Below are 25,948 nucleotides of genomic sequence, written 5' to 3' on the forward strand. Positions count from 1 at the left end.
GCCTGTGTAGGAGCGGGCTTTCCAGCGAAGAGGCCGCCGGATCTGGTGCAGGGCTTTCGGGCCCTTTCGCCGGCAGGCCGGTTCCTACGGGTCAGTGCTGGATGAGTTTGTTGCGCAGGGCCTGGGCGGCCTGGGGCTCCAGTTCCAGCCACAGGTGCTGGGTGCCGGCGATGGCGGCAGCGGCTGGCAGGCCGTCGCGATACACCAGGCGGTTGCCGCTCAGGGCCGCCACCTTGGGCCCGGGCAGCAGGGTGCCGGCAAGGTTCAGCGGGTCCACGCCGCAGACGGCGATCAGGCTGCCGTCATGGGGCCGGCGGCGTACTTCCCGCAGCAGTGGGATGGCCTCCGGCAAGGCGAATTGCTCGCCGGCCAGGCCGCTGACAAAACGTCCGCCACGGATTTCTCCGCGGGCTTCCAGCCGATGGAAGGTGCGCAGCAGTTCGCGCCAGCTGGGCAGCCAGTCCGCCTCGCGTTCCAGCAGTCGCCAGAACACCACGCCGTAACGGCGTAACAAGGTCATGGCCACCTGTTCCAGGGTGGCCGTCGAGTCCTGAGTCGCTGAACGACGCAGCAAGGCCCAGCGTCCGGCATCGTCCATGCCGCCGACAAAGGCCCCGCGACCTCGTCGGCTGCTGCGGTTCTGGCGTTTGCTCGCTGGTGTGATCAGGGCGCGCAGCCCGGCGAAACTGTCGGCGTTCACCAGGCCGGCGCCCACCAGTTCCTGGAGCACGCTTTCCAGTTCGCTGCGCAGCAGGTGGGCTTCATGCAGCAGTTCATCGAAAAACAGTGCGCCTTGCTGGCTCAGTACGCTGTGGACTTTCTGTGCCCTGGGCGACAGTTCCTGGCTGTCGGCCGGGCTGGTCAATGCGCTCCAGAGTGCGGCCTGGGAGCGTGGCAGCAGTACGATCGGTGTGCTGCGCAGAGCGCTGCTGGCGGTCTTGCCCGTGCTGTTGATCCGGCTCCAGACCACCTTGCCGCTGCGGCACAGCTCATCCAGCCAACTGGGGGAGTAATCCTTGATCCGCGCCGGCAGCAGGTCGCTGTCCCAGGCTGAGGCCGCCGCCGGATAGCCTGCGAACTGACTGACTACCTCGGCGAGCATGGCGCTGCCCTGACCCTGAGTGCCTGGGGACAGGTGCTGCCAGTCGAACAGGAAACGCATGAAGTCCTGCAGGGCCACCGGTTCGATCTCCCTGCGCAGGCGCTTCACCGTGTAGCGATGAATCCGTGCCAGCAGGTGGCGTTCGCACCACTGTTCTTCGTGGCTGCCGGGGCTGAAGCGACCCCGCAGTACATAGCCTTCGCTTTCCAGCTGGACCAGGGCCTGGTTGATTTGCCTGGGAGGCAACCCCAGGGGGGCGGCGATCTGGGCCAGGGTCTGTGGGGCAAAACCGCTGAGGCGCGCGCGAATCAGCTCCACCCGCGCAAGCTCCGGGTCCCAGGCCTGATCGAAGCCGGGAATGGGGTTCAGGGTCGGCTGCAAGGGGGTGTGGGGATACAGGGCTTGCAGGCAGGTGATGCGCTCCAGTGCCAGCCACAGATGTTCACTGGGGCCCGCCGGCAAGCGGCAGGCGCGACCCTGGGCAGCCAGGGTTGCCAGCCATTGCGGCCATTGGGGGTTGGCTTGGGCTTCCGTCTCGCTGATGGCGGCGAGGCTCATCAGGGCTTCGTGCATTTCATCGGCCGTGGCCGGGTTTGGCCACGCCTCTTGAGCTACGGCGGTTATGGCGTCCGCATCCAGTGCGCCGAGGTCGTCGGTGGCTTGCGGGTCACTCCAGCGTCGCGCCAATACCGCCTGGGTGCGGCGTTCTTCAAGGGGCGCGTCATCGAGAAAGGTGTAGGGCTTGGCGCTGAGAATTTCCGCCGCCAGGGGGGAGGGCGCGGGCAGCTCGCGGCTCAGCAGGCGCACCTGGCCCTGTTCCATGCGCCGCAACAGCTGCAGCCAGCCTTCGCTGTCCATGGCGTCGTGCAGGCAGTCGTCGAGGGTTTGTTCCACCAGCGGGTGATCGGGAATTTCCCGTTCGCCGGCAAGGTTTTCCAGGCAGGCGATCTGATCGGGAAACACACTGGCGATCAAGTCTTCGCTTTTCATTCGCTGGATCTGCGGCGCCACTTTGCGTCCGCCGCTGTAGCGCGGCAGCGCCAGGGCCACCCCGGCGTTCCAGCGCCAGCGCACGCCGAACAGCGGGGCGTCCAGCAGCGCCTGGACCAGGATGTGTTCGGCGCTGTTGCTGTGCAGGTACCGCCAGACTTCATCCAGGGCGAAGCTGTGGCTGGTGGACAGCGAGAGGACAATGGCGTCCTCGCTGGCAGCAGCCTGCAGTTCGAAGTTGAAGGTGCGACAGAAGCGCTTGCGCAGGGCCAGGCCCCAGGCGCGGTTGATGCGGCTGCCGAAGGGGCTGTGGATCACCAGTTGGGTGCCGCCGGATTCGTCGAAGAAACGCTCCATGATCAGTGTGTCCTGGGACGGCAGGGCGCCCAGGGCCAGGCGCGCGGGTGCCAGGTAATCCACCAGTTGCTCGGCGCTGGCCAGGTTCAGGCCCAGTTCGCGGTGCAGCCAGTGGATGGCCGGTTGCAGTTGCCCGGGCGTGGCGCCGAGCAATTCGTCCAGCTGGGCCAACAGGCGCGCCACGGCGCTGGACAGCTCGGCGCTACGTCCTGGGGCTTCGCCAAGCCAGAAGGGAATGTTCGGCGGCTGGCCCTGGGCATCCTCGACCCGCACCTTGCCGGTTTCCACCCGCAGGATGCGATAGGACGTGTTGCCCAGCTGGAACACGTCGCCGGCAATGCTTTCCACGGCGAAGTCTTCGTTGACGCTGCCGATGTTCAGGCCCTGGGGTTCCAGCAGCACGCTGTAGTCGGCGTTGTCGGGAATGGTGCCGCCGCTGGTGACTGCCGTCAGCTTGGCCCCACGACGGCCGCGCAGGGTGCGGGTCAGGGCGTCGCGATGCAGATAGGCGCTGCGCAGGCCCTGGCGCCCGTTGAAGCCTTCGGCAAGCATCTGTAGCAGGGCCTGGTAGTGGGCCTGATCCAGGTCGGCGTAAGGCGTGGCCCGGCGCAGCAGGACCAGCAAGGCCTCTTCCGACCATTCTTGGCAGCTGACTTCGGCAACGATCTGCTGGGCCAGCACGTCGAGCGGTGCATGGGGGATCAGCAAGCTGTCCAGCTCGCCCCGGCGCACGCAGTCCAGCAGGGCGGTGCATTCGATCAGGTCGTCCCGGGTCAGGGCAAACAACCGGCCCTTCGGGGTGCCGCCTATTTGGTGGCCGGAGCGCCCGACTCGTTGCAGGAAGGCCGAGATAGAACGGGGTGAGCCGATCTGGCACACCAGGTCGACATCGCCGATATCGATGCCCAGCTCCAGGGAGGCGGTGGCGATCAACACTTGCAGGTCCCCGGCCTTGAGCCGCTGCTCGGCCTCCAGGCGCTGCTCCTTGGCCAGGCTGCCGTGGTGCGCAGCCACCGCCTGTTTGCCCAGGCGTTCGCTCAGGTGCCGGGCCAGCCGCTCGGCCAGACGTCGGGTGTTGACGAAAATCAGCGTGGTGCGGTGTTCCCGGGCCAGGGCGGCGAGGCGTTCGTACACCAGCTCCCAGACGTCATTGGCCATGACCGCCGACAGCGGCACCGGCGGCACTTCGATGTCCAGGTCCCGGGGGCGGGCATGGCCGATGTCGACGATTTCGCAGGGGCGCTCATGCCCCACCAGAAAACGCGAAACGGCCTCGATGGGTTTCTGCGTGGCGGACAGACCGATGCGCAGCAGGGGCTCGCTGCACAGGGCTTGCAAGCGCTCCAGGCTCAGGCTCAGGTGGCTGCCGCGCTTGCTGCCGGCCAGGGCGTGGATCTCGTCGACGATCACGCTGCGGGTACTGGCCAGCATCTTGCGTCCGGAGTTCGAACCCAGCAGCACGTAGAGGGATTCCGGAGTGGTGACGAGGATCTGCGGCGCGCTCTTGCGCATGGCGTTGCGTTCTTTTTGCGGGGTGTCGCCGGTGCGCACCGCGGTGCTGATCGACAGTTCCGGCAAGCCCATCCGGCGTAACTGCTCGGTGATGCCGGCCAGCGGCTCCTGCAGATTGATCTGGATATCGTTGCTCAGGGCCTTGAGCGGCGAGATATACACCACCAGGGTGGCGTCCGGCAGTTGGCCGCCGGCCGCAAGCCCCTGGCGCACCAGGTCATCGATCACCGCGAGAAAAGCGGTCAAGGTCTTGCCTGAACCGGTGGGCGCGGCGATCAGGGTCGAGCGGCGCTGGGCGATCAACGGCCAGGCGCAGGCCTGGGCCGTGGTCACGGCGGCGAAGGTACGCTTGAACCAGGCGCTGACGGCGGGATGGAAGTCGTCCAGCACCGAGTTCACGGATTGGGCAAGGTTCATGGATGGATTTATGCGGCCGCCTCCGGCAACTTGCAAGCACCGTTGATTCCACTGCCGCTTCGACACTTTCTCAGTGACGCTTGCGCCACAAACCCGCAAAATGCAACGATTCCGGCAATTCTCGACGGTCGAACCCACGGGATTGGCCGATCCAAACCATCGTTCTGAACAGACTGGGCCTGCTGACTCTATGCGAATGCGCCTTATGTTACTGGGCGGCGGAAATGCCCTTGGGCAGGCGCTGATTCGCCTGGGTGCGGAGGAGGACATCGGTTTCCTCGCCCCCCGTCCGCCGCAAGAGGGCTGGGATGCCGCGAGCCTTACGCAACTGCTCGACGACACCCGCCCGGATGCCTTGATCAACCTGGCTTACTACTTCGACTGGTTTCAGGCGGAGACGGTGAGCGAGGCGCGCCTGAGCGGTCAGGAACGCTCGGTCGAACGGCTGGCGGAGCTTTGCCAGCATCACAACATCATTCTTGTGCAGCCTTCGAGCTATCGAGTGTTCGACGGTTCCCGGGCCACTGCCTACAGCGAGAAAGACGAGCCGGTGCCCCTGGGGCTGCGCGGTCAGGCGCTGTGGCGGATCGAGCAGAGCGTTCGCGCCACCTGTCCGCAGCACGTGTTGCTGCGTTTCGGCTGGTTGCTGGATGACAGCGCCGACGGCATTCTCGGGCGTTTCCTGGCCCGGGCCGAGTCCCCGGAAGAGCTGTTGATGGCGGACGACCGTCGGGGCAATCCGACCCCGGTGGACGACGCCGCACGGGTGATCATCTCGGTGCTCAAACAACTCGATTGTGCCGCGCCGCTGTGGGGCACCTATCACTATGCCGGTCAGGAAGCGACCACGCCCCTGGCCCTGGGCCAGGCGGTGCTGACGGAAGCACGGCAACTGCACCCACTGGCCATCGAGGCGCCCACTGCCCAGGCCCATGCCGCCTGTGCCGATGCTGCCGAAGAACCGCAGCACGCGGTGCTGGCCTGCAAGAAGATTCTTCATACCTTCGGGATCAAGCCGCGTGCCTGGCGTGCGGCGCTCCCAGCTTTACTGGATAGGTTTTATCGTCATGGCTGATGGCCCTGTATTGATCACCGGCGGTGCCGGTTTCATTGGTTCGCACTTGACCGATGCCTTGCTCGCCAAGGGCTACTCGGTGCGGGTGCTGGACGATTTGTCCACCGGCAAACCGAGCAACCTGCCGCTGGACAACCCGCGGGTGGAGCTGATCGAGGGCGACGTTGCCGACGCGGGTCTGGTGAGCCGTGCCATGCAAGGCTGCTGCGCCGTGGCGCATCTGGCAGCGGTGGCCTCGGTGCAGGCCTCGGTGGACGATCCAGTGCAGACTCACCAGAGCAATTTCATCGGCACCCTGAATGTTTGCGAGGCCATGCGCCAGTGCGGCGTCAAGCGGGTGTTGTTCGCCTCTAGCGCGGCGGTTTATGGCAACAACGGCGAAGGCCAGTCCATCGACGAGGACACGGCCAAGGCGCCGTTGACCCCTTATGCGTCCGACAAGCTGGCCAGCGAGCATTATTTTGATTTCTATCGGCGCCAGCATGGCCTGGAACCGGCGATCTTTCGTTTCTTCAATATCTTCGGCCCGCGCCAGGATCCGTCCTCGCCCTATTCCGGGGTCATCAGCATATTCAGCGAGCGGGCCCAACAGGGGCTGCCCATTACCGTGTTCGGCGATGGCGAGCAGACTCGGGACTTTGTTTACGTCGGTGATCTAGTGGAGGTGCTGGTGCAGGCCATCGAGGCGCCGCAGCTGGAAGTGGGGGCGGTCAACGTTGGCTTGAATCAGGCCACGACCCTCAAGCAGATGCTTGCGGCCCTGGCCGAGGTGGTCGGTGAGTTGCCTGCCATCAGCTACGGTCCTGCCCGTGCCGGGGACATCCGTCACTCCCGGGCCGGCAATCAGCGACTGCTGCAGCGCTTTAGCTTCCCCAAGCCTACGCCGATGAGTGTCGGTCTGGCCCGCTTGATGGGCCGCTGAACGAAATTGCAGACATGAAAAAGGCGCCTTGCAGGCGCCTTTTTCATGTCTGGCGGGCTTAGAACTTGTAGCCCAGGCCAACCATGTAGACCATCGGGTCGACGTCGACATTGACCTTGGCACGGGTGCCTGGAGCCACGCCGTTGTTGTCCACATAGGCGCGGGTGTCGATATCGATGTAACGCACTTGGGCGTTGATCATGATGTTGTCGGTCAGCATGTAGTCAGCACCGACCTGCCAAGCCAGACCCCAGGAGTTCTTGGCGCGGAAGTTGTCGAAACCGGCGGCTTGGGCGCGGCTGCCGACGTGCTCGTCGTAGATCCAGGTGTAGTTGATACCGGCACCGACATAGGGCTGGAACGCCGATTTGTTGTCCAGCGGGTAGTACACCACGCTCAGGGTTGGCGGCAGGTGCTTGAGGGTACCCAGCTTGCCGTTGGCCGGAGCCAGGGCGGTGTTCTTGATCTTCACATCGTGTTCGAACGGGGTTGCGGCCAGCAGTTCGATACCGATGTTGTTGGTCAGCATGTAGGCGAAGTTCAAGCCCAGCTGAGTGTCGCTGCTCATGGTCGCCTTGCCGCCGAGGTTGGTGCCGGCCAGAGGGCCGCGATCGACTTTGACGTCGGAGCTGTTGGCTTTTGGATTGACGGTAATCGCACCGGCACGAACGATGATGTCACCGGCTTCGTGGGCGTTGGCAATCGGGGCGGCGAGTGCGAGCGCGATCAGGGAGGCGCTAAGCAGAGACTTGTGCATGGGAGCTCCAAAGGACGATTCAAATTGGCTATGTCCAATGGTAAGGATCGTCAAGTTGACTGCCTTGACTCAGCTCAATGAAATGACGAACCCCGGTGGCAGGGCTGAACTATTCTTTTGTTCTGCACTCTTTTGGCCCTCGCCCCCATGGCTCTGTAGGAGCCGGCTTGCCGGTGAAGCAGGCACCACGACCTGCCTTACTCCTGCAATTCGTAGACGTAGATCTTCTGCGCTGCCATCTGATATCCGGCATCCGCCAGCTCACTGGTGGACGCCTTGACCTGCATGGCGCCCTCGATCCAGTAGGGCTGGTACAGCTCATCGAGTTTCACCCCGACTTCGCTGGTGACGTGGACGATCTGGTTCGACGGCGGTGGCGGCACGTGGATACAGGCGCCGAAGTAGGGCACCAGGAGAAACTCCGTAGTGCGTCCTTCCTCGCTCACTTCCAGGGGCACGATGTAGCCGGGCAGGCGCACCGACTGGCCATCGAGGCTCTTGACCACCGGCGCATTGGGCAGATCCTGCTTGGCGGCGGGCGCCGATTCGGCGGACAGTGCATCGCTCATCTGCGACAGGTCGTGCAAGGGCTTCATGTTCGGCACTTCCGGCGGTGCATCCGCCGGGATCATTTCCGACCAGGTCAGGTCCCGCGGTGCTCCAGCCGCCCACAACGGCGAGGCGATCAGAAGCGACAGGGCAAGCAGGGGGCGCAGCAGGCGTTGGGCTTTCATAAACCGGTGCTCATAAACGAATCGACAGGCCATCGGCCAGGGATTGCCGGTAGGCGCGCCAGGCCGGCACGCTGCCCATCAGCAGCGCGGCGATCAGGATACCGCCCAGCAACGTCCACTCATACTGGCTGGGCCAGGACAGTGGCAGGTACAGGCCGTAGTTCGATTGCACGTAGCCCTGGGCCAGGGCGATGCCCAGGTACAGCAGGCCTAGCCCGGCCAGGACCCCGAACAGTGCCAGGGCAAAGGCTTCCAGCACCAGCAGGGTTGCGATGTGCCAGGGACGGGCGCCTACCGAGCGCAGGATAGCCATCTCCCGGCGACGTTCATTGAGGCTGGTGAGGATTGCCGTGAGCATGCCGATCAGGCCGGTGAGGACCACGAACAAGGACACCACGAACAAGGCTTTCTCGGCGGTGCCCATCAGGCTCCAGAGCTCCTGCAAGGCCACGCCGGGGAGGATCGCCAGCATCGGCTCGCCACGGAACTCGTTGATCTCCCGTTGCAGGGCGAAGGTCGAAATCTTGCTGTTGAGGCCCAGCATGAAGGCGGTGATCGCCTGGGGTGTCAGGTCCATGTTGCGCGCCTGCTCGGCACTGATGCGCCCCTCGCCTCGGGCCGGAACGCCGTTGTGCCAATCGATGTGGATCGCCTCCATACCGCCCAGGCTGATGTGCAGCGTGCGGTCTACCGGCGTGCCGGTGCGCTTGAGGACGCCCACCACGGTGAAGGGCTTGTCGTCATGTTTGACCAGACTGATGGCTGCCACGCCATGGGCCAGCACCAGCTTGTCGCCAAGTTTGTAGTGCAGGGCATCGGCGACTTCGGCCCCCAGTACCACCTCAAAAGGATCACTGGCGAAGGCCCGGCCCACCGCCAGTTGCAGGTTCTGTTGATGACCGTACTGGTAATGCTGGAAGTAGGCGTCGGTGGTGCCCATGACCCGGTAGCCGCGATGGGAGTCACCGAGGGAAATCGGGATCGCCCATTTCACCTTAGGGTTGTTGGCGAAGTGCTCGAAGCTGTCCCAGCGGATGTTGTTGGTGGCATTGCCAATGCGGAACACCGAGTACAGCAGCAGGTTCACCGAGCCGGAGCGGGCGCCGACGATCAGGTCGGTGCCGCTGATGGTGCTGGCGAAACTGGCCCGGGCTTCGGTACGTACCCGTTCCACCGCCAGTAGCAGGCAGACCGAAAGGGCAATGGCGAAGGCGGTGAGGATCGCGGTGAAGCGGCGGTTAGCCAAGCTGGCCATGGCTAGACGGAACAGATACATCTCAGACCTCTGCGGGCGTGGCGGCGCGATTGAGTTCGGCCAACGACAGGTTGCGATCGAACAGCGGCGCCAGGCTCTGGTCATGGCTGACGAACAGCAGGCTGGCTCCAGCCTCGCGGCACTCGGCGAAGAGCAGTTGGATGAAGGCTTCCCGGGCGTCGTAGTCCAGCGCCGAGGTGGGTTCGTCGGCGATCACCAGCTCCGGCTGGCCGATCAATGCCCTGGCGGCGGCGACCCGTTGCTGCTGGCCGATGGACAGCGAGTCGGCCCGACGGCCGAGCAGGTCGGGGTCTTTCAGACCCAGATGGGCCAGCAAGGTGGCGGCCGCTTGATCGACGCTGCCGTGGCGCTGGATGGCGCGGCTGGCCCGCAGTTTGGAGAAGTGGCAGGGCAGCTCGACGTTTTCGCGCACCGAGAGAAACGGCAGCAGGTTGAACTGCTGGAAGATGTAACCGGTGTGATCGACGCGAAAGCGATCACGGGCCCCGGCGGCCAGCTCGGTCAGCTCCTGGCCCAGCAGGCGGATGCTGCCCTGGTTGGGTTTCTGCACCCCGCCCAGCAAGCCCAGCAGCGTGGTCTTGCCGCTGCCGCTGGGGCCCTTGAGGAACAGTGTTTCACCGGCTTCCAGGCGGAAGCTCGGGATATCCAGCAACTGTGGGTGACCGGGCCAGCTGAAGCCCAGGTCGGACAGTTCGATAAGTGCTTGGGTCATGTTGGGCCGATCATGCAGAGAGTGGTGTAGCCGCTGCCTGAGGCCGCGGCTACAGGCGCAGCGCTTAGAACTTCAGGGTGGCAGCCTTGGCTGTGGCCTCGACACCTTGCTGGCCACTTGGCGAAATGAGTTGTACCTGAATTTTCTGGGTGGCGGGGAAGGTCTTGAAGATTTGCCCCAGGTCGAGGTTCTTCAGGGCGTCCGGCTTGGCGCAGGTGAACTGGTAGTGAGCGTGGATCTCGCTGTGTTCGTGGTGATGTTCATGACCCGCGGCGTCCTTGTCGTCGTCATCGTGGTCATCGGCATCGGGCTTGTCGCCGAACAGCGGGCTTTCCAGTTCCTGCTTGGCCACCGTGCAAGCGGCGGCCTTGGGCAGGCTGAACAGCACCAGTGGTTGTTCCAGTTGGGTACGGGCAGCTGCGACCTTGGCCTTGTCGGCGTCGGTGCTGGGCACGTGTTCGAAACCCACCAGATTCATGGCCGGGCTTTCCAGTTCCAGCTCCAGGGCCTGGCCGTCGAGCACCGCATTCAAGCGGGCGACGCCATGTTCGTGGGCGCCGAGGCTGCCGTGTTCATGCTCGTGATCATGGGCTTGCGCGGCCTGGGCAACGGCCAGCGGCAACAGGGCGAAGGGCAGGGCGAGTAGCAGACGGCGCATAGCAAGTCTCCAGGGCGAAGATGAAATAAATGTTATGTGATCTTATAACAATTGACTGCAGAGTTTGACCGCCCGCTTGGCGTTGCGCAAGACGCGTGGGAGCATGCTCGTCAGAAATATTCGGGAGCACAGCGATGTTGCGGATTCGTGGAAGCATCGGCGATTGGCCGGTGGATTTGACCCTGGAGCTGGACGAGGGCGACTGGGCGCAACTGGGCGCGCAGTTGCAGGCGGCCAAGCCGGAAAGTGGTGCGGTAACAGCCCGGCCGGTGAACCAGGACGATGCCTTGTGGCAGACCGCCAAGGATCTGTTGCGTAAGGCGGGCCAGATTAGCGGGCCCGAGTTGCTGGAACAGTTGGAGGGGCTGACCGGCAGCGCCGCAGCGGGCAAGCGTTTGCTGGTGCGCTTGCGCCACTGCACCGAGGTCAAGGTGATCAGCGGCGCCGATACGCCGATCTACAGCTGGGTGCAATGATCCTGTAGGAGCCAGCTTGCTGGCCAAAGGGTTCTGTCTGTCAGAACCCTTTCGCTGGCAAGCCAGCTCCTACACAAGACGGCAGATCAGTCTCAGTACAGCGCGGCGAACAGTTTGCGGCGATACGCGGTCACCAATGGGTGATCGTTGCCCAACAGGTCGAAGACTTGCAGCAGGGTCTTGTGGGCAATGCCTTCGTTGTAGCTGCGGTTGCGCATGAAGAGTTTGAGCAAGGCCTCCAGCGCCGCTTCGTATTGCTGACGGGCCAGTTGCTGGATCGACAGCTGGTACGCCGCCTCATCATCCAGCGGGTCCTTGGCCAGGCGCGCTTTGAGGTCGGCGGCATCCGGCAGGTCCGCCGCCTGCTTGAGGAAGGTGATCTGCGCCTTGGCTCCGGCCAGGGCGGCTTTGTGCTCATCGCTCTTGACCGCGTCGAGCACGGTCTGGGCTTCGCCCAGTTCGCCGCGCTCGGCCAGGCAGCGGGCATAAAGGATGAGCGCCTTGGCGTTGCTGTTGTCTTCCCCCAGCAACACTTTGAGGATGGCCTCGGCGTCGCCGATACGACCGTCGTTGAACAAGGCTTCGGCCTGCTCCAGCGGGTCGGCGGCAGGGGGAGGCGGCATCTGCACATGGGGTTCGAGCATGGCTCGTACTGCGGATTCCGGTTGTGCGCCGGCAAAGCCGTCTACCGGCTGGCCGTCCTTGAACAGCACCACGGTCGGCAGGCTGCGGATGCCGAAGCGGGCGACGATGTCCTGCTCGACATCGCAGTTGACCTTGGCCAGCAGCAGCTCGCCCTGATAGCTCTCGGCAATCTGTTGCAGCATCGGCATCAGCGCTTTGCAGGGCGCACACCATTCTGCCCAGAAGTCCACCAGGACCGGTTTGTGGAAGGAGTTCTCGATTACCGACTGGTCGAAATCAGCGGTGCGGGCGTCGAAGATATACGGCGTGTCCTGACTCATGGGGTATCTCGAATAAGCGGGAATGGAACCACTATAAAGTTGCGCGGGGTAGATCGCTATCGCCCGTGGCAGCCGGCTCGCCGGCAAATGGCCGCTGCGCGTGATACAGGCTCACGTTGCGAAACTCCCAAGGTTCGGCCAGGTCCGGCATGGTCAGGGCGTTGAGCATTTCCAAGCGCTGATACAGCGGGTGCTGGAAGTCCCTGACCCGGGAATCCGCCACCAAGGCTTCACGGCCGCGGCTGAGGAATTCATCCAGCAGCGGCAGGTTGGCTCGGTCATAGAGTACGTCTGCCACCAGGATCAGGTCGAAGCGATCGGCCTCGGCGAAAAAATCCGTGGAATAGTTCAGCGCGACGTCGTTGAGTTCGGCGTTGGCCCGGCAGGCGGCAATGGCCAACGGGTCGAGGTCGCAGGCCACCACTTCCAGGGCGCCGGCCTTGGCCGCGGCAATCGCCGCCACACCGGAACCGGCGCCGAAATCCAGCACCCGCTTGCCTTGTACCCAGTGCGGGTGTTCGGCCAGGTAACGGGCCAGGGCCAGGCCGCTGGCCCAGCAGAAACTCCAGTAAGGCGGCTCGTGGAGAATGCGCCGGGTTTCTTCCGGGGTGAAGGCGCGGTCCATGTTCTGGGCGTCGATGAGCCAGAGTTTCAGGCGAGTGTCGGGCAGCTCGCAGGCCACCAATTGCGCGTCTCCCAGCAGCTCGCTGAGGGCGTCTTGCAGGTCGAGCGGTACATTCATGGGGCTTTGACGAACTGCAGTTGTCCCAGGGCCTGGGTGGTGGGTTGGTCGATACGTTGTGCCGGCAGGTGCAGGATCAACTGGCCGGACTGGCTGGCGCGGCCGCGCAGTTCGACCCGGGCGCCAGCGGGGAAGGCCTCGGGAGCGAAACGCAGGCGAAATGGCAGGGCCTGGTTGGTACCGGTCAGGTTGTTGCTGGCCAGCAAGCGTTGCGGACGGCCGCGCTCATCGATCACCAGCAGCGCCAGCTCGACGTCGGCGCCGGCCGGCACCCCGTCGAGGGTGCCGCTCAGTTCGCGCTGGTAGGCCGGCAAGGGCCCAAGATCGGCAGGCTGCTGATTTTTTTTCGTGGTCTGTTGCTGTGAAGAAGAGGGTGCCGCAGGTTTCGGGGCATCGCTGCTGCAAGCGACCAGCAGGCTGACAAGACTGAGCAAAACGAGCGGTCTGAGCGGCATCTGAAGCTCCAACAAGGCGAATGTCCATGTGCGAAACATAATAGTCGGTCTGTATACCGTAAAGGCTATGGCTTGTCTTGCCAGTGGGATGCGCTACCATGGCCCTCCCTTTTTTTGTTGCCTGCCACCATGCACTGTCCCTTCTGCGGTGCCAACGACACCAAGGTCATCGACTCGCGTCTGGTCGCCGAGGGCGAACAGGTGCGCCGCCGGCGTGAATGCCTGGCCTGTGGTGAACGTTTCACCACCTTCGAAACTGCCGAACTGGTGATGCCGCGCCTGATCAAGACTGACGGCAGCCGTCAGCCCTTCGACGAAGAAAAACTGCGCGCCGGTATGCAGCGCGCCCTGGAAAAGCGCCCGGTGAGTGTCGAGCGTCTGGAGGCGGCGCTGGTGCATATCAAGCACAAGCTGCGGGCCACCGGCGAGCGCGAAGTCAAATCCCTGGTCGTGGGTGAACTGGTGATGACCGAGCTGCAGAAGCTCGATGAAGTCGCCTATATCCGTTTCGCTTCGGTCTATCGACGTTTCCAGGACCTCAACGAATTCCGCGAAGAGATCGACCGTCTCGCCCGCGAGCCGGCCAAGCAATGAGCCTGTCCCCGGAGCAAGCGGTACTTGACGCCCACTACATGGCCCGTGCCCTGGAACTGGCGCGCAAGGGCCGGTATTCCACTCATCCCAACCCCCGCGTCGGCTGCGTCGTCGTTCGCGATGGCCAGGTGGTCGGCGAAGGCTGGCATGTGCGGGCCGGTGAACCCCACGCCGAAGTCCATGCCCTGCGTGCCGCCGGGGAGCTGGCCCGTGGCGCCACTGCCTATGTGACGCTTGAGCCTTGCAGCCATCACGGCCGCACACCGCCTTGCGCCGATGCCCTGGTCAATGCCGGGGTGGCGCGGGTGGTCGCGGCGATGCAGGACCCGAATCCGGAAGTGGCCGGTCGCGGCTTGCAGCGTCTGGCCCAGGCCGGCATCGACACCTACAGCGGTGTGCTGGAAGCCGAGGCCCGGTCGATCAACAAGGGCTTCCTGAAGCGCATGGAGCACGGCCTGCCTTATGTGCGGGTCAAGCTGGCCATGAGTCTCGATGGCCGCACCGCCATGGCCAGTGGCGAGAGCCAATGGATTACCGGGCCTGCCGCCCGCTCCGCGGTGCAGCGCTTGCGGGCCGAATCTTCGGTGGTGCTGACCGGTGCCGACACGGTACTGGCCGATGACGCCCGGCTGACCGTACGCGCCGCCGAACTGGGCCTGGACCCCGAGCAGACTGCCCTGGCCATGAGCCGTCCACCGCTGCGGGTGTTGATCGATGGGCGCCTGCGAGTGCCTCTGGATGCGCCGTTCTTCAAGGCCGGCCCGGCGTTGGTTGCCACTTGCGCAGCGGTTGAAGAACAGTACGCCAACGGTCCGGAGTGCCTGATCGTTCCCGGCCCCGATGGCCAGGTCGACCTGCGCCGCCTGCTGTTGGAACTGGCCGCCCGTGGCGTCAACGAGGTGCTGGTGGAAGCCGGCCCGCGGCTGGCGGGAGCCTTTGCCCAACAGGGCTTGGTGGACGAGTACCAGATATTCGTCGCCGGCAAGTTCCTCGGCTCCTCCGCCCGGCCGTTGCTGGACTGGCCGCTGGCGCACATGCACGAGGCGCCATTGCTCAAGATCATTGAAATGCGTGCGGTGGGCGATGACTGGCGAGTCACTGCCATCCCGGCCCCGCCAGCGAGCGTATAATTCCCGACTTTCGCCTACCCGGCGGCCCTGTTCTCGAGGAGGACTCCATGTTCACCGGCATCATCGAATCCATCGGCAGCATTCGCGCATTGACCCCAAAAGGCGGAGATGTGCGGGTCTATGTAGAAACCGGCAAGCTTGATCTGGCCGACGTCAAACTGGGCGACAGCATTGCGGTGAACGGCGTCTGCCTGACCGCAGTCGAGTTGCCGGGCGATGGTTTCTGGGCCGATGTCAGCCGCGAGACCCTCGATTGCACCGCTTTTCACCAATTGAAAGCCGGTAGCCGGGTCAACCTGGAGAAAGCCCTGACCCCGACCACCCGCCTGGGTGGTCATCTGGTCAGCGGCCATGTCGACGGTGTCGGCGAAGTGGTGGCGCGGGAGGAAAATGCTCGGGCCATCCAGTTCCGTATCCGCGCACCGAAAGAACTGGCCAAGTACATCGCCCATAAAGGCTCGATCACCGTCGATGGCACCAGCCTGACGGTCAACGCGGTGAATGGCGCCGAGTTCGAGCTGACCATCGTGCCCCACACCTTGGCGGAAACCATCATGGCCGACTACCGGCCGGGTCGGCAGGTCAATCTCGAGGTCGACCTGCTGGCGCGCTACCTGGAGCGCCTGCTGTTGGGTGACAAGGCGGCGCAAGCCACCACCGGCGGCACCATTACCGAAAGTTTTCTGGCCGCTAACGGCTATCTCAAATCCTGACTCAAGGGGGTGCCGCGTGGCGCTCAACAGCATCGAAGAACTGGTTGAAGACATCCGCCAAGGCAAGATGGTCATCCTCATGGATGACGAAGACCGCGAGAACGAAGGCGACCTGATCATGGCCGCCGAGTGCTGCAAGGCCGAACACATCAACTTCATGGCCAAGCACGCCCGTGGCCTGATCTGCATGCCCATGAGCCGCGAGCGCTGCGAGCTGCTCAAGCTGCCGCTGATGGCACCGCGCAACGGTTCTGGCTTCGGCACCAAGTTCACCGTCTCCATCGAGGCCACCGAAGGCGTGACCACCGGCATCTCTGCCGCTGACCGTGCGCGTACCGTACAAGCGGCAGCGGCCAAGGATGCCAAGGCCGAGGACATCGTCAGCCCGGGTCACATCTTCCCGCTGATGGCCCAGCCCGGCGGTACCCTGGCCCGTGCCGGCCACACCGAAGCCGCCTGCGACCTGGCGCGCATGGCCGGGTTCGAGCCAAGCGGGGTGATCTGCGAAGTGATGAACGACGACGGCACCATGTCCCGTCGCACCGAACTGGAAGCTTTCGCCGCCGAACACAACATCAAGATCGGCACCATTGCCGACCTGATTCACTATCGGATGATCCACGAACGTACCGTTCAGCGGATTGCCGAGCAGCCCCTGGACAGCGAACTGGGCCAGTTCAACCTGGTGACCTATCGTGATTCGGTTGAAGGCGATGTGCACATGGCCCTGACTCTGGGCGAGATCTGCGCTGAAGAGCCGACCCTGGTGCGAGTGCACAACATGGACCCACTGCGGGACCTGCTGATGGTCAAGCAACCGGGTCGCTGGAGCCTGCGGGCGGCCATGGCCACCGTGGCCGAGGCCGGCAGCGGCGTGGTGCTGTTGCTCGGTCACCCGCTGGATGGCGACGTGCTGCTGGCACACATTCGTGAAACGGCCGATCACCAGCCGGTGAAGAAACCGACCACCTACAGCATCGTCGGTGCCGGTTCGCAGATCCTCCGGGACCTGGGCGTACGCAAAATGCGTCTGATGAGTGCGCCGATGAAGTTTAATGCGATATCCGGTTTCGACCTGGAAGTTGTAGAATACGTGCCCTCCGAATAAAAGCCGGTCGTTTCTGGCTTGAAATTCGCGGTTCAAATATCACTGAAGAGCGTGTGCTAGACACGCTCTGGCTCTTTAAGAGATTTGTCGAATGACCCTGAAGACCATCGAAGGTACCTTCATCGCCCCTAAAGGCCGCTATGCCCTGGTGGTCGGCCGTTTCAACAGCTTCGTCGTCGAAAGCCTGGTCAGCGGCGCGGTTGACGCGCTGGTTCGCCATGGCGTGAGCGAAAGCGACATCACCATCATCCGTGCTCCTGGCGCCTTCGAAATTCCGTTGGTTGCACAGAAAGTCGCACAGAAAGGTGAGTTCGCGGCGATCATCGCCCTGGGCGCGGTCATTCGTGGCGGTACTCCGCACTTCGAATACGTGGCCGGCGAGTGCACCAAGGGCCTGGCCCAGGTGTCCATGGAGTTCGGCGTGCCAGTGGCCTTCGGCGTACTGACCGTTGACTCGATCGAGCAAGCCATCGAACGTTCCGGCACCAAGGCCGGTAACAAAGGGGCCGAAGCTGCCTTGTCCGCCCTGGAAATGGTCAGCCTGCTGGCGCAGTTGGAGGCCAAGTGATTAGCGACGATAGCGATCGTTTCAACCCGCGCGATCCCAAGCCTGCAAACGCCGGCAAGCCATCCAAGAGCGCCAAGCGTCGCGAAGCCCGTCAGCTCGCGACCCAGGCGCTGTACCAGTGGCACATGGCCAAGCATTCGCTGAACGAGATCGAAGCGCAGTTTCGGGTCGACAACGATTTCACTGACATCGACGGCGCCTACTTCCGTGAAATCCTGCACGGGGTTCCGGCCAACAAGAACGAGATCGACACCGCGCTCGTGCCTTGCCTGGACCTGGCCATCGATGAGCTGGACCCGGTTGAACTGGCGGTCCTGCGGCTGTCCACCTGGGAGCTGCTCAAGCGCGTCGACGTGCCGTACCGCGTTGTGATCAACGAGGGTATCGAACTGGCCAAGGTCTTCGGTTCCACCGACGGCCACAAGTTCGTCAACGGTGTTCTCGACAAGCTGGCCCCGCGCCTGCGTGAAGCTGAAGTGAAGGCGTTCAAGCGCTGAACCGCGCTTGCAGCTGCCATGGGCGAGTTTGAGCTGATCCGTAACTTCTTCGCTGCCGCGCCTTGTGCGCAAGGCGGCGAAGGTGTTGCCCTGGGGATCGGCGACGACTGCGCCTTGCTGGCGGTTGCTCCTGGCGAGCAGTTGGCGATTTCCACCGACACCCTGGTGGCCGGTGTGCATTTCGCCGATCCCTGCGACCCCTATCTTTTAGGCCAACGCTCACTGGCGGTGGCTGTCAGCGATCTGGCTGCCATGGGCGCCACCCCGCTGGCCTTTACCCTTGCCCTGACCCTGCCGACGGTAAGCACCGATTGGCTGCAGGCCTATGCCTGCGGTCTGAACGCCATGGCCCAGAATTGCGGCGTGCGCCTGATTGGTGGTGACACCACTCGCGGCCCGCTGACCTTGACCCTGACGGTATTCGGGCGGGTGCCTGCCGGTCTTGCCCTGACCCGCAGTGGTGCCCGAGCCGGCGATTTGCTGTGTGTCGGCGGTGAGTTGGGCAATGCCGCCGGGGCCTTGCCACTGGTACTGGGCCAGCGCAGTGCTGATGCGACCATCGCCACCCCCTTGTTGGCCCACTACTGGTCACCGCAGCCGCAATTGGCTCTGGGCCAGGCACTGCGGGGCAAGGCCACTTCGGCCCTGGATATCTCCGATGGCCTGCTGGCCGATTGCGGGCATATCGCGACCGCTTCGAAGGTCGCCTTGCAGGTGGAGGTGGAGAAACTGCCACTGTCCCCGGCATTGTTGAGCTTTCTTGGCGAACAGGGTGCCCGCGCGGCGGCCTTGAGTGGCGGCGACGACTATGTACTGGCCTTTACCTTGCCGCCTGCCGAACTAGCGCCGCTGTTGGCGGCCGGTTGGTCGGTGCAGGTGGTGGGGCGAGTGGTGGCCGGGCAGGGTGTGACCCTGCTGGACGCCGGCGGCCAGGACATCACCCCCGGCACCCGGGGTTATCAACACTTTCCGGAGACACCGTGACAGATCATCCCAAGCAGGTCCCGGCGGAGTTCGTGCCGCCGTCGGTCTGGCGTAATCCCTGGCATTTCCTGGCCTTCGGTTTTGGCTCCGGCACTTTGCCCAAGGCGCCGGGCACCTGGGGCTCGCTGGTTGCGCTACCCTTTATCCCGCTGTGGCAGATGTTGCCGGACTGGGGCTACTGGCTGATGCTCGGCGTCACCATGCTGTTTGGCTTCTGGCTGTGCGGCAAGGTCGCCGACGATCTGCGGGTCCATGACCACGAAGGCATCGTCTGGGACGAGATGGTCGGCATGTGGATCACCCTGTGGCTGGTGCCCGAGGGTTGGTACTGGCTGTTGGCGGGGTTCCTGGTATTTCGCTTCTTCGACATTCTCAAACCGTGGCCGATTCGCTGGGTCGACCGGCATGTCCATGGCGGTGTCGGCATCATGCTCGATGATGTGCTGGCCGGGGTGTTTGCCTGGTTGGCGATGCAAGGGCTGGTGTGGTGTTTCAGCTGAGGGGTTAGGCATGGGGTTCTGCCGCGCGCTGCTGGTGTTGCTGGTGGTCTGGAGCTGCTCTGGCGTTCGGGCCGGCGAGTTGCAGGCGCAGCCCCAACAAGTGCGCATCGCCAGCGAGGAATGGAACGACTACACCGAAGCCGATGGCAAGGGCTTGGCCTGGGACATCCTGCGGGAGGTATTCGAACCCCAGGGCATCCTCGTCGAACGCAGCAGCGTGCCCTACACCCGTTCAGTGGGGCTGGTGCAGCGCGGTGAAGTGGATGCGCAGGTAGGAGCCTATCGTGGTGAATCCGCGGGTGTGCTGTATCCGCGCTGGAACTACGACACCGACCATATCTACGCCTTGGGCCTGGCCAGCAATCCCGAGCTGACCCTGGCGAACCTGGGCAGCTATCGGTTGGTCTGGGTTCGTGGTTACAAGTACCAGGACTACCTGCCCAATGTTCGCCGCTACAACGAAATTCGTCGCCGCATCGGCATCCTGCCGATGTTGCTGTACAGCCGTGCCGACTATTACATCGATGCCCAGACCGAGATCGACTACGTACTCGGACAAGCTGCGGAGCCGAGCCGGTTCAAGCGTACCCACCTCGCCGAGCTGCCGCTGTACCTGGGTTTTGCCGACAATCCTCGTGGCCGGGCCCTGCTTTCCTTGTACGACCGGCGCATGGAGCAATTGGTGAAAGACGGTGTCCTGCGGCCGATCTTCCTGCGCTGGAAGCAGCCTTATCCCTTTGATAGTGGGCTGCAACCGGCGGTCCGTTGATCAAACTTATCGATCTTTATCTCCGATAATTCAGCCTAAGCGTGCAGTGGAGGCTGCTGTTACAATGCCGCCTCTGCGAATCTCCAGTCCTCATACAGATCAGGAGCACAACAGTGCCCGTCGTTTTTGTTGCCGCTTCCAAGCTGCCTACGCCTTTTGCGCAATTCACCATGCATGGTTTTCTCGATGAAGCCACCGGTCGCGAGCACGTCGTGCTCAGCCTGGGGGACATCGCCGATGGCGCGCCGGTTCTCGGTCGCCTGCACTCCGAATGCCTGACCGGCGACGCCCTGTTCAGCCAGCGTTGCGACTGCGGTTCGCAACTGGAAGCTGCCCTGCGGGCCATCGCCCGGGAAGGTCGCGGGGTGCTGCTGTACCTGCGCCAGGAAGGTCGCGGTATTGGCTTGCTGAACAAGATCCGTGCCTATGAGCTGCAAGATGGTGGCGCCGATACTGTGGAAGCCAATGAGCGCCTGGGGTTCGCTGCGGATCAGCGTGACTACGCCATGTGCCTGCCGATGCTCGAGCATCTGGGGGTCAAGTCCCTGCGGCTGATGACCAACAACCCGCGCAAGGTCAAGGCACTGACCGACATGGGGATCCAGGTCGCCGAGCGGGTTCCGCTGCACACGGGCCACAACCCCCATAACAAACTGTACCTGGCGACCAAGGCCAGCAAGCTTGACCACATGATGGGCAATGAGCATCAGGGCGAGGTCGACCGCGCGTGACTCGGGGTCAAGTCAAGCGGCGTCTGACCGTAAGCTGGTGGCAGTACCTGGCCCTGGGCCTGGTGCCGTTGTTTGTGATCAACGCGCTGTTCGGCCAGGGCGAACCCATCCTGCCGGTGCTGGCGATGCCGTTCTTCATTGCCGGGGTGGCGTCGATGTTCGTCAGCCTGCGTTTCTTCGGCGGCTACAAGCACGCGCTGATTGCTACTCAGAAAGCCCTGGATACGCCTGAGGAACCGGCAGCCTGGATTCACTTGGCGGCCAGCCGGCGGGTGGCCTTTCTGGCGGCTTCGCTGCCGGCCTGGGTCGGTGCCCTGGCGGTATTCGTCGGCCTTGAAGCGGTGCCCTTGATGCTCCTGGCTTTGTCCACTGCGGTGCTGTTCTACCTCTACCGTATTCCGCGTCAACTGGGCTGATGCTGCGCTGGCTGGCGGTCTTCTGCCTGTTGGCCAGCGCTCCGGTGCAGGCTGCGCAGCGAGTGGTCAGCCTGGCGCCGTCGCTCTCGGAAATCGTCGTGGAGCTGGGGGCTGCCGAGTTGCTGGTGGGCGTACTGGACGCTGGTGAACGGCCAGCGTCGCTCAAGGACCTGCCTTCGGTGGGGCGTTACGGCCAACTGGATATCGAGCGCTTACTGAGCCTCAAACCTGACCTGCTGTTGCTCTGGCCGGGCAGTGTTGGTCCGGCTCAGCGCGACCAACTGGCGCGCCTGGGAATCCCTACCTTTGTCGCCGAACCTCATGACTTTCAGCAGCTGACCGCGCAGATCGCCGAGATCGGCGAGCGTCTGGGTCGCCCGGTGGCTGGCCGCGAACTGGCCGCCGAGTTGAACCGGCAACTGGCCGGATTACGCGCCCGCTATCACCGTGAACCGCCGTTGCCGGTGTTCCATCAGGTCTGGGACTCGCCGCTGTACACCGTGGGCGGTGGGCAGATCATCAGCGAAGCCTTGAGCGTCTGCGGGGCGCGCAATGTGTTTGCCGACCAGCCGCTGCCGGCGCCCCAGGTCAGTATCGAGTCGGTGTTGCAGCGCAATCCGCAGGCGATCCTGGCCACCGTCCAGGGGCAGCTGGATGCCTGGATGGCCTGGCCGCAGATCACGGCGGTGCAGCAGGGGCGGTTGTTGCTGGTGCGGGACAAGGGCCTGGAGCGGCCCAGTGGGCAGATGATTGCAGCGACTGCCAAGCTCTGTGCCTTGATCGCGCCCGAGCGCTGAGCCCCTTCGCCGGCGAGCCGGCTCCTACGGGGTCGGTGTAGGAGCTGGCTTGCCAGCGAAGGCGGCGGACCTTACAGCTCAGGCGTCCAGGTCACGCCGAGCATCCAGGTGCGGCCTTCTTCGCGGTAGCCGTAACCGTTGCCGTTGTATTCGTAGAGCTCGCGGGTATAGGACTTGTTGAAGACATTGTCGAGTTTCAGGTCCAGCTTTAGCTCCCGTTTGAGTGCCCAGCTGCTGCGCAGACCGAACAGGCCGTAGCCGCCCACAGGCACCTGCTTTTTTACGCTCAGGTCTTCATAACTCTTGCTTACCAGTTGCCAGCTGGCACCGAACGCCAATGGGTCGAACTGTCGGTCCAGGTCCAGGCTCAAGGTGCGGCGGGCACGGCGCGGCAGTTGATGGCCATTCTTGCGGTTGCGTGGATCGATGATTGCGGTACCGATGCTGGTTTGCCAGCCGAGCAGCTCCTGTTTCAGGGCCGCCTCGAAACCATTGATCCTTGCTGCGCCAACGTTTTCCGGGCGCTGCGCAACACGGTCATAAATAATCGCGTCTTTGATATCGGTTCGGTAGATCGAGGCTTCCAGGCGGCTGCTTTGCGTCAGCTGGCTACGCCATTGCAGTTCATAGCTCTTGGAGTGCTCAGGCTTGAGATCGGGATTGCTGAAACCGGGGTAATACAGGTCGCTGAAATTGGGCGCCCGGAAGCCTTCGCTGTAGGACAGCAGCAGGTCATTGTCCGGGTTAAGCGGCAGGGTGAAGGTGCCGCTCCAAGTGTTCTGGCTGCCATATTGCTGGTTTTGGTCACGGCGCAAACCCAGTTCGGTGGAGAAGCTTTCACTGTGAAAACGATGCTGGATGAAGGCTGCCCGGTTCCAGCGGCTGTCTTCGGCAAATTGTGCCGGGCTGGTATTGAGCCGGTCTTCGTACCAGTCTGCGCCGAGGATCAGACTGTTGTCCTCGTCCAGGCGCATATCGTTCTGCCAGTTCAGCGAGTCCCGGTAGGTATTGAATACGCTACGTTCGTCGCTGAGCTTGTCGCGTTTGAGGTCGCGGTTTTCGCTATGTCCGAGCTCTAGCCGCGATTTCCAGTAGTCATTGAGGTTCGCGTCGAGATAGCCGCTGACGCTGCTGACACTGAAGTCGGTGTAAGGATCCTGGGCGAAGACGTTGTAGCTTGAGTCGTAGCGTCCGAAAGGGTTGTCGTAGCGAGCGCGGCCGCGGTTATCCAGCAGGTTGAAGCCTACCTCCAAATCATCGTTCAGCGCGTGGCTGAGGGTGAAGCTCAACGACTTGTTGCGGTAGCCGTCATGGTCGGTATCGCTGGGGAACGACTCATGGGTCCAGTCGATCCCCGCCGTTTCATCCAGGCTGGCGCCGAGGCTGAAGCGGGTACGCTCATCGCCGCCGGAAAGGCCGAGGCTGCGTTCCCAGGTCTGGTTGCTGCCGAATCCCACATGCATGCGTCCTTGCAGACCTTGCTGGGCGCCACGCCGGGTGAAGATCTGGATCACTCCACCAATCGCGTCGCTGCCATAGATCACTGAGCGTGAGCCGCGCAGCACTTCCACTCGTTCGATCTGCTGGACATTCAGGTACTGCAGATTGCTGTCGCCGGAAGATGAGCTGCTGATGCGCTGGCCATCCACCAGCACCAGGCTCTGGGCCGATCCGGTGCCGCGCAGATAGATGCCCGGCAGGCTGCCGCGACCACCGCTGCGCGCGACCTGCACACCGGGCACCCGTTGCAGCAGGTCGGTCAGGCTACTGGGCTGCAGGCGGTCGATGTCTTCCCGGGTGAACACGGTGTTGGCGGCGCTGCTGTCGTTGCGCGCCTCCACCTGGCGGTTGGCGCTGATCAGCATCTCGGGCAGTTTCAGCGCTTGATCGCGGTCGGGGGTGTCGGCAAAGAGTTCGGCACAGGGCAGCAGGAAAAGCGGCAGGGCCAGGCGAGAAAGTTTCATGGCTATTCCGTTAGCGCGGCTCGGCCTTCGCCGCAGTGTGTGAAGCCGGATAAGGAAGGGAGCAAAAGCGCCGCCCGCATGGCGGGCGTGCAGCAGCGGCTACAGGTAGCCGCTGTGGATCAAGCCAGGCCCAGCAGTTCCAGGCGCTGGCGTACCGAAGCTTCGATGCCGGCTTCGTCGAGGCCGCATTCGGCGAGCATCTGCGCCGGTTTGGCGTGCTCGACGTAGGCATCCGGCAGGCCCAGGTGCAGGATCGGCTTGAGGATGTTCTCACGAGCCAGGAACTCGCTGACTGCACCACCGGCGCCGCCCATGATGGCGTTCTCTTCGATGGTCACCAGCAGTTCGTGACTGCCGGAAATTTCGCGGACCAGGGCTTCGTCCAAGGGTTTGACGAAGCGCATGTCGATCACGCTGGCATCGAGCTTCTCGGCCACTTGCAGGGCTTCGGCCAGTTGTACGCCAAACACCAGCAGCGCAACCTGTTTGCCTTGGCGACGGATTACACCCTTGCCGATCTCGATCGGTTCCAGGTCCTTGTCGATCGGCGCATTGGGGCCGCTGCCCCGTGGATAACGCACCGCTGCCGGGCCGTTGTACAGGTGGCCGGTGCTGAGCATCTTGCGCAGCTCGTTCTCGTCGCTTGGGGTCATCACCAACATGCCGGGGATGCAGCGCAGGTAGGACAGGTCGAAGCTGCCGGCGTGAGTCGGGCCGTCTTCGCCCACCAGGCCGGCGCGGTCGATGGCGAACAGCACATCGAGGTTCTGTACCGCCACGTCATGGATCAGTTGGTCATAACCGCGCTGGAGGAAGGTCGAATAGATCGCCACCACCGGCTTGGCGCCTTCGCAGGCCATGCCGGCCGCCAGGGTCACCGCGTGCTGCTCGGCAATCGCCACGTCGAAGTAGCGCAGTGGGAATCGCTCGCTGAAGGCTACCAGGTCGGAACCTTCCTTCATCGCCGGGGTGATGCCCACCAGGCGTGGGTCGGCAGCGGCCATGTCGCACAGCCATTCGCCGAATACAGCGGAATACTTGGGCCCGCCGGTCTTCTTCGGCGCAGCGGCCGGAGCGTCCAGCGGCTCCAGCTTGGTGATGGCGTGGTAGCCGATGGGATCGACTTCCGCCGGGGCGAAGCCCTTGCCCTTCTTGGTCACCACATGCAGGAACTGCGGACCCTTGAGGTCACGCATGTTGCGCAGGGTGGCGATCAGGGTCGGCAGGTCGTGGCCATCGATAGGGCCGATGTAGTTCCAGCCCAGCTCTTCGAACAGGGTGCCGGGAACCAGCATGCCCTTGGCATATTCTTCGGTGCGGCGAGCGATTTCCCAGGCACCGGGCAGGCGCGACAGCACTTTCTTGCTGCCTTCGCGCATGCTGGCGTAGGTGCGGCTGGAGAGGATCTTGGCCAGGTAGTTGGACAGCCCGCCGACATTGCGCGAGATCGACATGTCGTTGTCGTTGAGGATCACCAGCATATTGGCGTCCACTTCCGGCGCGTGGTTCAGGGCCTCGAAGGCCATGCCCGCAGTCAGGGCGCCGTCGCCGATCACCGCAATGGCCTTGCGCTCGCTGTTCTGCAGGCGGGCGGCGATGGCCATGCCCAGGGCAGCGCTGATGGAGGTGCTGGAGTGGCCGACGCCGAAGGTGTCGTACTCGCTCTCGGAGCGCCGGGGGAAAGCGGCCAGGCCGTCTTTCTGGCGCAGGCTGGCCATCTGCTCGCGGCGCCCGGTGAGGATCTTGTGCGGATACGCCTGGTGACCCACGTCCCACACCAGCCGGTCGTCCGGGGTGTCGAACACGTAATGCAACGCGATGGTCAGCTCGATGACCCCAAGACCGGCACCGAAATGCCCGCCGGTCTGGCCGACCGTGTAGAGCAATTCCAGGCGCAACTCATCGGCCAGGGTTTCCAGCTCGGCTTCACCTAACCGGCGCAGGCCGTCCGGCGTCTGGGCACGGTCGAGCAGCGGCGTGGTCGGGCGTTTGCGGGGAATCTCATGAAACGTCGTGGGCATCAGGCG

At 63.7% G+C, this 25,948-nt stretch carries 26 protein-coding genes; 15 read left to right on the forward strand and 11 right to left on the reverse strand.

Annotated features, from left to right (window positions below):
- Window positions 1–91: 91 nt before the first annotated feature.
- Window positions 92–4,378 carry a DEAD/DEAH box helicase gene (locus tag FW796_RS27110; RefSeq protein ID WP_446440379.1) on the reverse strand — a complete coding sequence of 1,429 codons (4,287 nt, stop codon included), beginning with the start codon at window positions 4,376–4,378 and terminating at the stop codon, window positions 92–94.
- Between the two features lie 190 nt (window positions 4,379–4,568).
- Between FW796_RS27110 and FW796_RS27115 the strand changes: the two genes are divergently transcribed.
- Window positions 4,569–5,453 (forward strand): sugar nucleotide-binding protein, encoded by an 885-nt coding sequence (locus FW796_RS27115; RefSeq protein ID WP_346635608.1) that lies wholly within the window; start codon window positions 4,569–4,571, stop codon window positions 5,451–5,453.
- Complete coding sequence (locus tag FW796_RS27120) at window positions 5,446–6,375, forward strand: NAD-dependent epimerase/dehydratase family protein (RefSeq protein ID WP_404937766.1); 930 nt, start codon at window positions 5,446–5,448, stop codon at window positions 6,373–6,375. Before FW796_RS27115 ends, FW796_RS27120 begins: the two co-directional genes overlap by 8 nt.
- A 58-nt stretch (window positions 6,376–6,433) precedes the next feature.
- Here the strand turns inward: FW796_RS27120 and FW796_RS27125 are convergent, their stop codons facing one another.
- The 5 genes from FW796_RS27125 to FW796_RS27145 form a co-directional block, all read right to left on the reverse strand.
- Entirely contained in the window at window positions 6,434–7,132 is a 699-nt protein-coding gene (locus FW796_RS27125) for an OmpW/AlkL family protein (protein ID WP_346635610.1), read from the reverse strand.
- 197 nt (window positions 7,133–7,329) lie between these two features.
- Window positions 7,330–7,866 carry a DUF3299 domain-containing protein gene (locus FW796_RS27130; RefSeq protein WP_346635611.1) on the reverse strand — a complete coding sequence of 179 codons (537 nt, stop codon included), beginning with the start codon at window positions 7,864–7,866 and terminating at the stop codon, window positions 7,330–7,332.
- Window positions 7,867–7,876: 10 nt separating this feature from the next.
- On the reverse strand, window positions 7,877–9,142 hold the full coding sequence (locus FW796_RS27135; RefSeq protein WP_346635612.1) for an ABC transporter permease: 1,266 nt from the start codon (window positions 9,140–9,142) through the stop codon (window positions 7,877–7,879).
- 1 nt (window position 9,143) lies between these two features.
- Window positions 9,144–9,854, reverse strand: a complete 711-nt coding sequence (locus tag FW796_RS27140) for an ABC transporter ATP-binding protein (protein WP_110596268.1) — start codon at window positions 9,852–9,854, stop codon at window positions 9,144–9,146.
- A 64-nt stretch (window positions 9,855–9,918) separates the two neighbouring features.
- Window positions 9,919–10,512 carry a DUF2796 domain-containing protein gene (locus FW796_RS27145; protein WP_346635613.1) on the reverse strand — a complete coding sequence of 198 codons (594 nt, stop codon included), beginning with the start codon at window positions 10,510–10,512 and terminating at the stop codon, window positions 9,919–9,921.
- A 134-nt stretch (window positions 10,513–10,646) separates the two neighbouring features.
- On the opposite strand from FW796_RS27145, the gene FW796_RS27150 reads away from it, so the two are divergent.
- Window positions 10,647–10,988, forward strand: a complete 342-nt coding sequence (locus FW796_RS27150) for a hypothetical protein (protein ID WP_346635614.1) — start codon at window positions 10,647–10,649, stop codon at window positions 10,986–10,988.
- Between the two features lie 92 nt (window positions 10,989–11,080).
- On the opposite strand, the gene trxA is transcribed toward FW796_RS27150, so the two are convergent.
- Genes trxA through FW796_RS27165 form a run of 3 tightly spaced genes read right to left on the reverse strand, consistent with a single transcriptional unit; the run spans window position 11,081 to window position 13,150 of the window.
- On the reverse strand, window positions 11,081–11,953 hold the full coding sequence (trxA, locus tag FW796_RS27155; RefSeq protein WP_346635615.1) for a thioredoxin: 873 nt from the start codon (window positions 11,951–11,953) through the stop codon (window positions 11,081–11,083).
- A gap of 31 nt (window positions 11,954–11,984) precedes the next feature.
- On the reverse strand, window positions 11,985–12,695 hold the full coding sequence (locus FW796_RS27160) for a class I SAM-dependent methyltransferase (protein ID WP_446440380.1): 711 nt from the start codon (window positions 12,693–12,695) through the stop codon (window positions 11,985–11,987).
- Window positions 12,692–13,150 carry a hypothetical protein gene (locus FW796_RS27165; RefSeq protein WP_346635617.1) on the reverse strand — a complete coding sequence of 153 codons (459 nt, stop codon included), beginning with the start codon at window positions 13,148–13,150 and terminating at the stop codon, window positions 12,692–12,694. The genes FW796_RS27160 and FW796_RS27165 overlap by 4 nt, the downstream gene beginning before the upstream one ends.
- A 129-nt stretch (window positions 13,151–13,279) precedes the next feature.
- Between FW796_RS27165 and nrdR the strand changes: the two genes are divergently transcribed.
- From nrdR to FW796_RS27225, 12 genes are all read left to right on the forward strand, one after another.
- The gene (gene nrdR, locus FW796_RS27170; RefSeq protein WP_019095943.1) at window positions 13,280–13,744 is read left to right on the forward strand and encodes a transcriptional regulator NrdR; all 465 of its coding nucleotides are present in this window, start codon (window positions 13,280–13,282) and stop codon (window positions 13,742–13,744) included.
- Window positions 13,741–14,874 (forward strand): bifunctional diaminohydroxyphosphoribosylaminopyrimidine deaminase/5-amino-6-(5-phosphoribosylamino)uracil reductase RibD, encoded by a 1,134-nt coding sequence (ribD, locus tag FW796_RS27175; RefSeq protein WP_041120022.1) that lies wholly within the window; start codon window positions 13,741–13,743, stop codon window positions 14,872–14,874. Before nrdR ends, ribD begins: the two co-directional genes overlap by 4 nt.
- 47 nt (window positions 14,875–14,921) lie before the next feature.
- Window positions 14,922–15,587 (forward strand): riboflavin synthase, encoded by a 666-nt coding sequence (locus FW796_RS27180; protein ID WP_041120021.1) that lies wholly within the window; start codon window positions 14,922–14,924, stop codon window positions 15,585–15,587.
- Between the two features lie 16 nt (window positions 15,588–15,603).
- Window positions 15,604–16,695 carry a bifunctional 3,4-dihydroxy-2-butanone-4-phosphate synthase/GTP cyclohydrolase II gene (ribBA, locus tag FW796_RS27185; RefSeq protein ID WP_123724330.1) on the forward strand — a complete coding sequence of 364 codons (1,092 nt, stop codon included), beginning with the start codon at window positions 15,604–15,606 and terminating at the stop codon, window positions 16,693–16,695.
- 91 nt (window positions 16,696–16,786) lie between these two features.
- Window positions 16,787–17,263, forward strand: coding sequence for a 6,7-dimethyl-8-ribityllumazine synthase (gene ribH / locus FW796_RS27190; RefSeq protein WP_003228649.1), 477 nt, complete (start codon window positions 16,787–16,789; stop codon window positions 17,261–17,263).
- A complete protein-coding gene (gene nusB / locus FW796_RS27195; protein WP_011063734.1) occupies window positions 17,260–17,760 on the forward strand; it encodes a transcription antitermination factor NusB in 501 nt (166 codons plus the stop codon). Before ribH ends, nusB begins: the two co-directional genes overlap by 4 nt.
- Window positions 17,761–17,778: 18 nt before the next feature.
- Window positions 17,779–18,744: a thiamine-phosphate kinase gene (gene thiL / locus FW796_RS27200; protein ID WP_346635619.1), complete on the forward strand. Its 966-nt coding sequence runs from the start codon at window positions 17,779–17,781 to the stop codon at window positions 18,742–18,744.
- A complete protein-coding gene (locus FW796_RS27205) occupies window positions 18,741–19,244 on the forward strand; it encodes a phosphatidylglycerophosphatase A family protein (RefSeq protein ID WP_123724332.1) in 504 nt (167 codons plus the stop codon). The genes thiL and FW796_RS27205 overlap by 4 nt, the downstream gene beginning before the upstream one ends.
- Before the next feature lie 10 nt (window positions 19,245–19,254).
- Window positions 19,255–20,013 carry an ABC transporter substrate-binding protein gene (locus FW796_RS27210; protein WP_346635620.1) on the forward strand — a complete coding sequence of 253 codons (759 nt, stop codon included), beginning with the start codon at window positions 19,255–19,257 and terminating at the stop codon, window positions 20,011–20,013.
- Between the two features lie 113 nt (window positions 20,014–20,126).
- Window positions 20,127–20,744 (forward strand): GTP cyclohydrolase II, encoded by a 618-nt coding sequence (gene ribA, locus FW796_RS27215; RefSeq protein ID WP_060841299.1) that lies wholly within the window; start codon window positions 20,127–20,129, stop codon window positions 20,742–20,744.
- Complete coding sequence (locus FW796_RS27220; protein WP_123724334.1) at window positions 20,741–21,160, forward strand: MFS transporter; 420 nt, start codon at window positions 20,741–20,743, stop codon at window positions 21,158–21,160. Before ribA ends, FW796_RS27220 begins: the two co-directional genes overlap by 4 nt.
- Window positions 21,160–21,957: a cobalamin-binding protein gene (locus FW796_RS27225; RefSeq protein WP_446440381.1), complete on the forward strand. Its 798-nt coding sequence runs from the start codon at window positions 21,160–21,162 to the stop codon at window positions 21,955–21,957. The genes FW796_RS27220 and FW796_RS27225 overlap by 1 nt, the downstream gene beginning before the upstream one ends.
- A gap of 71 nt (window positions 21,958–22,028) precedes the next feature.
- Here the strand turns inward: FW796_RS27225 and FW796_RS27230 are convergent, their stop codons facing one another.
- Window positions 22,029–23,921, reverse strand: a complete 1,893-nt coding sequence (locus FW796_RS27230) for a TonB-dependent receptor plug domain-containing protein (protein WP_446440382.1) — start codon at window positions 23,919–23,921, stop codon at window positions 22,029–22,031.
- A 119-nt stretch (window positions 23,922–24,040) separates the two neighbouring features.
- Window positions 24,041–25,942, reverse strand: a complete 1,902-nt coding sequence (gene dxs / locus FW796_RS27235; RefSeq protein ID WP_346635623.1) for a 1-deoxy-D-xylulose-5-phosphate synthase — start codon at window positions 25,940–25,942, stop codon at window positions 24,041–24,043.
- Between the last annotated feature and the right edge of the window lie 6 nt (window positions 25,943–25,948).

This window comes from Pseudomonas sp. 910_21, assembly GCF_052850735.1.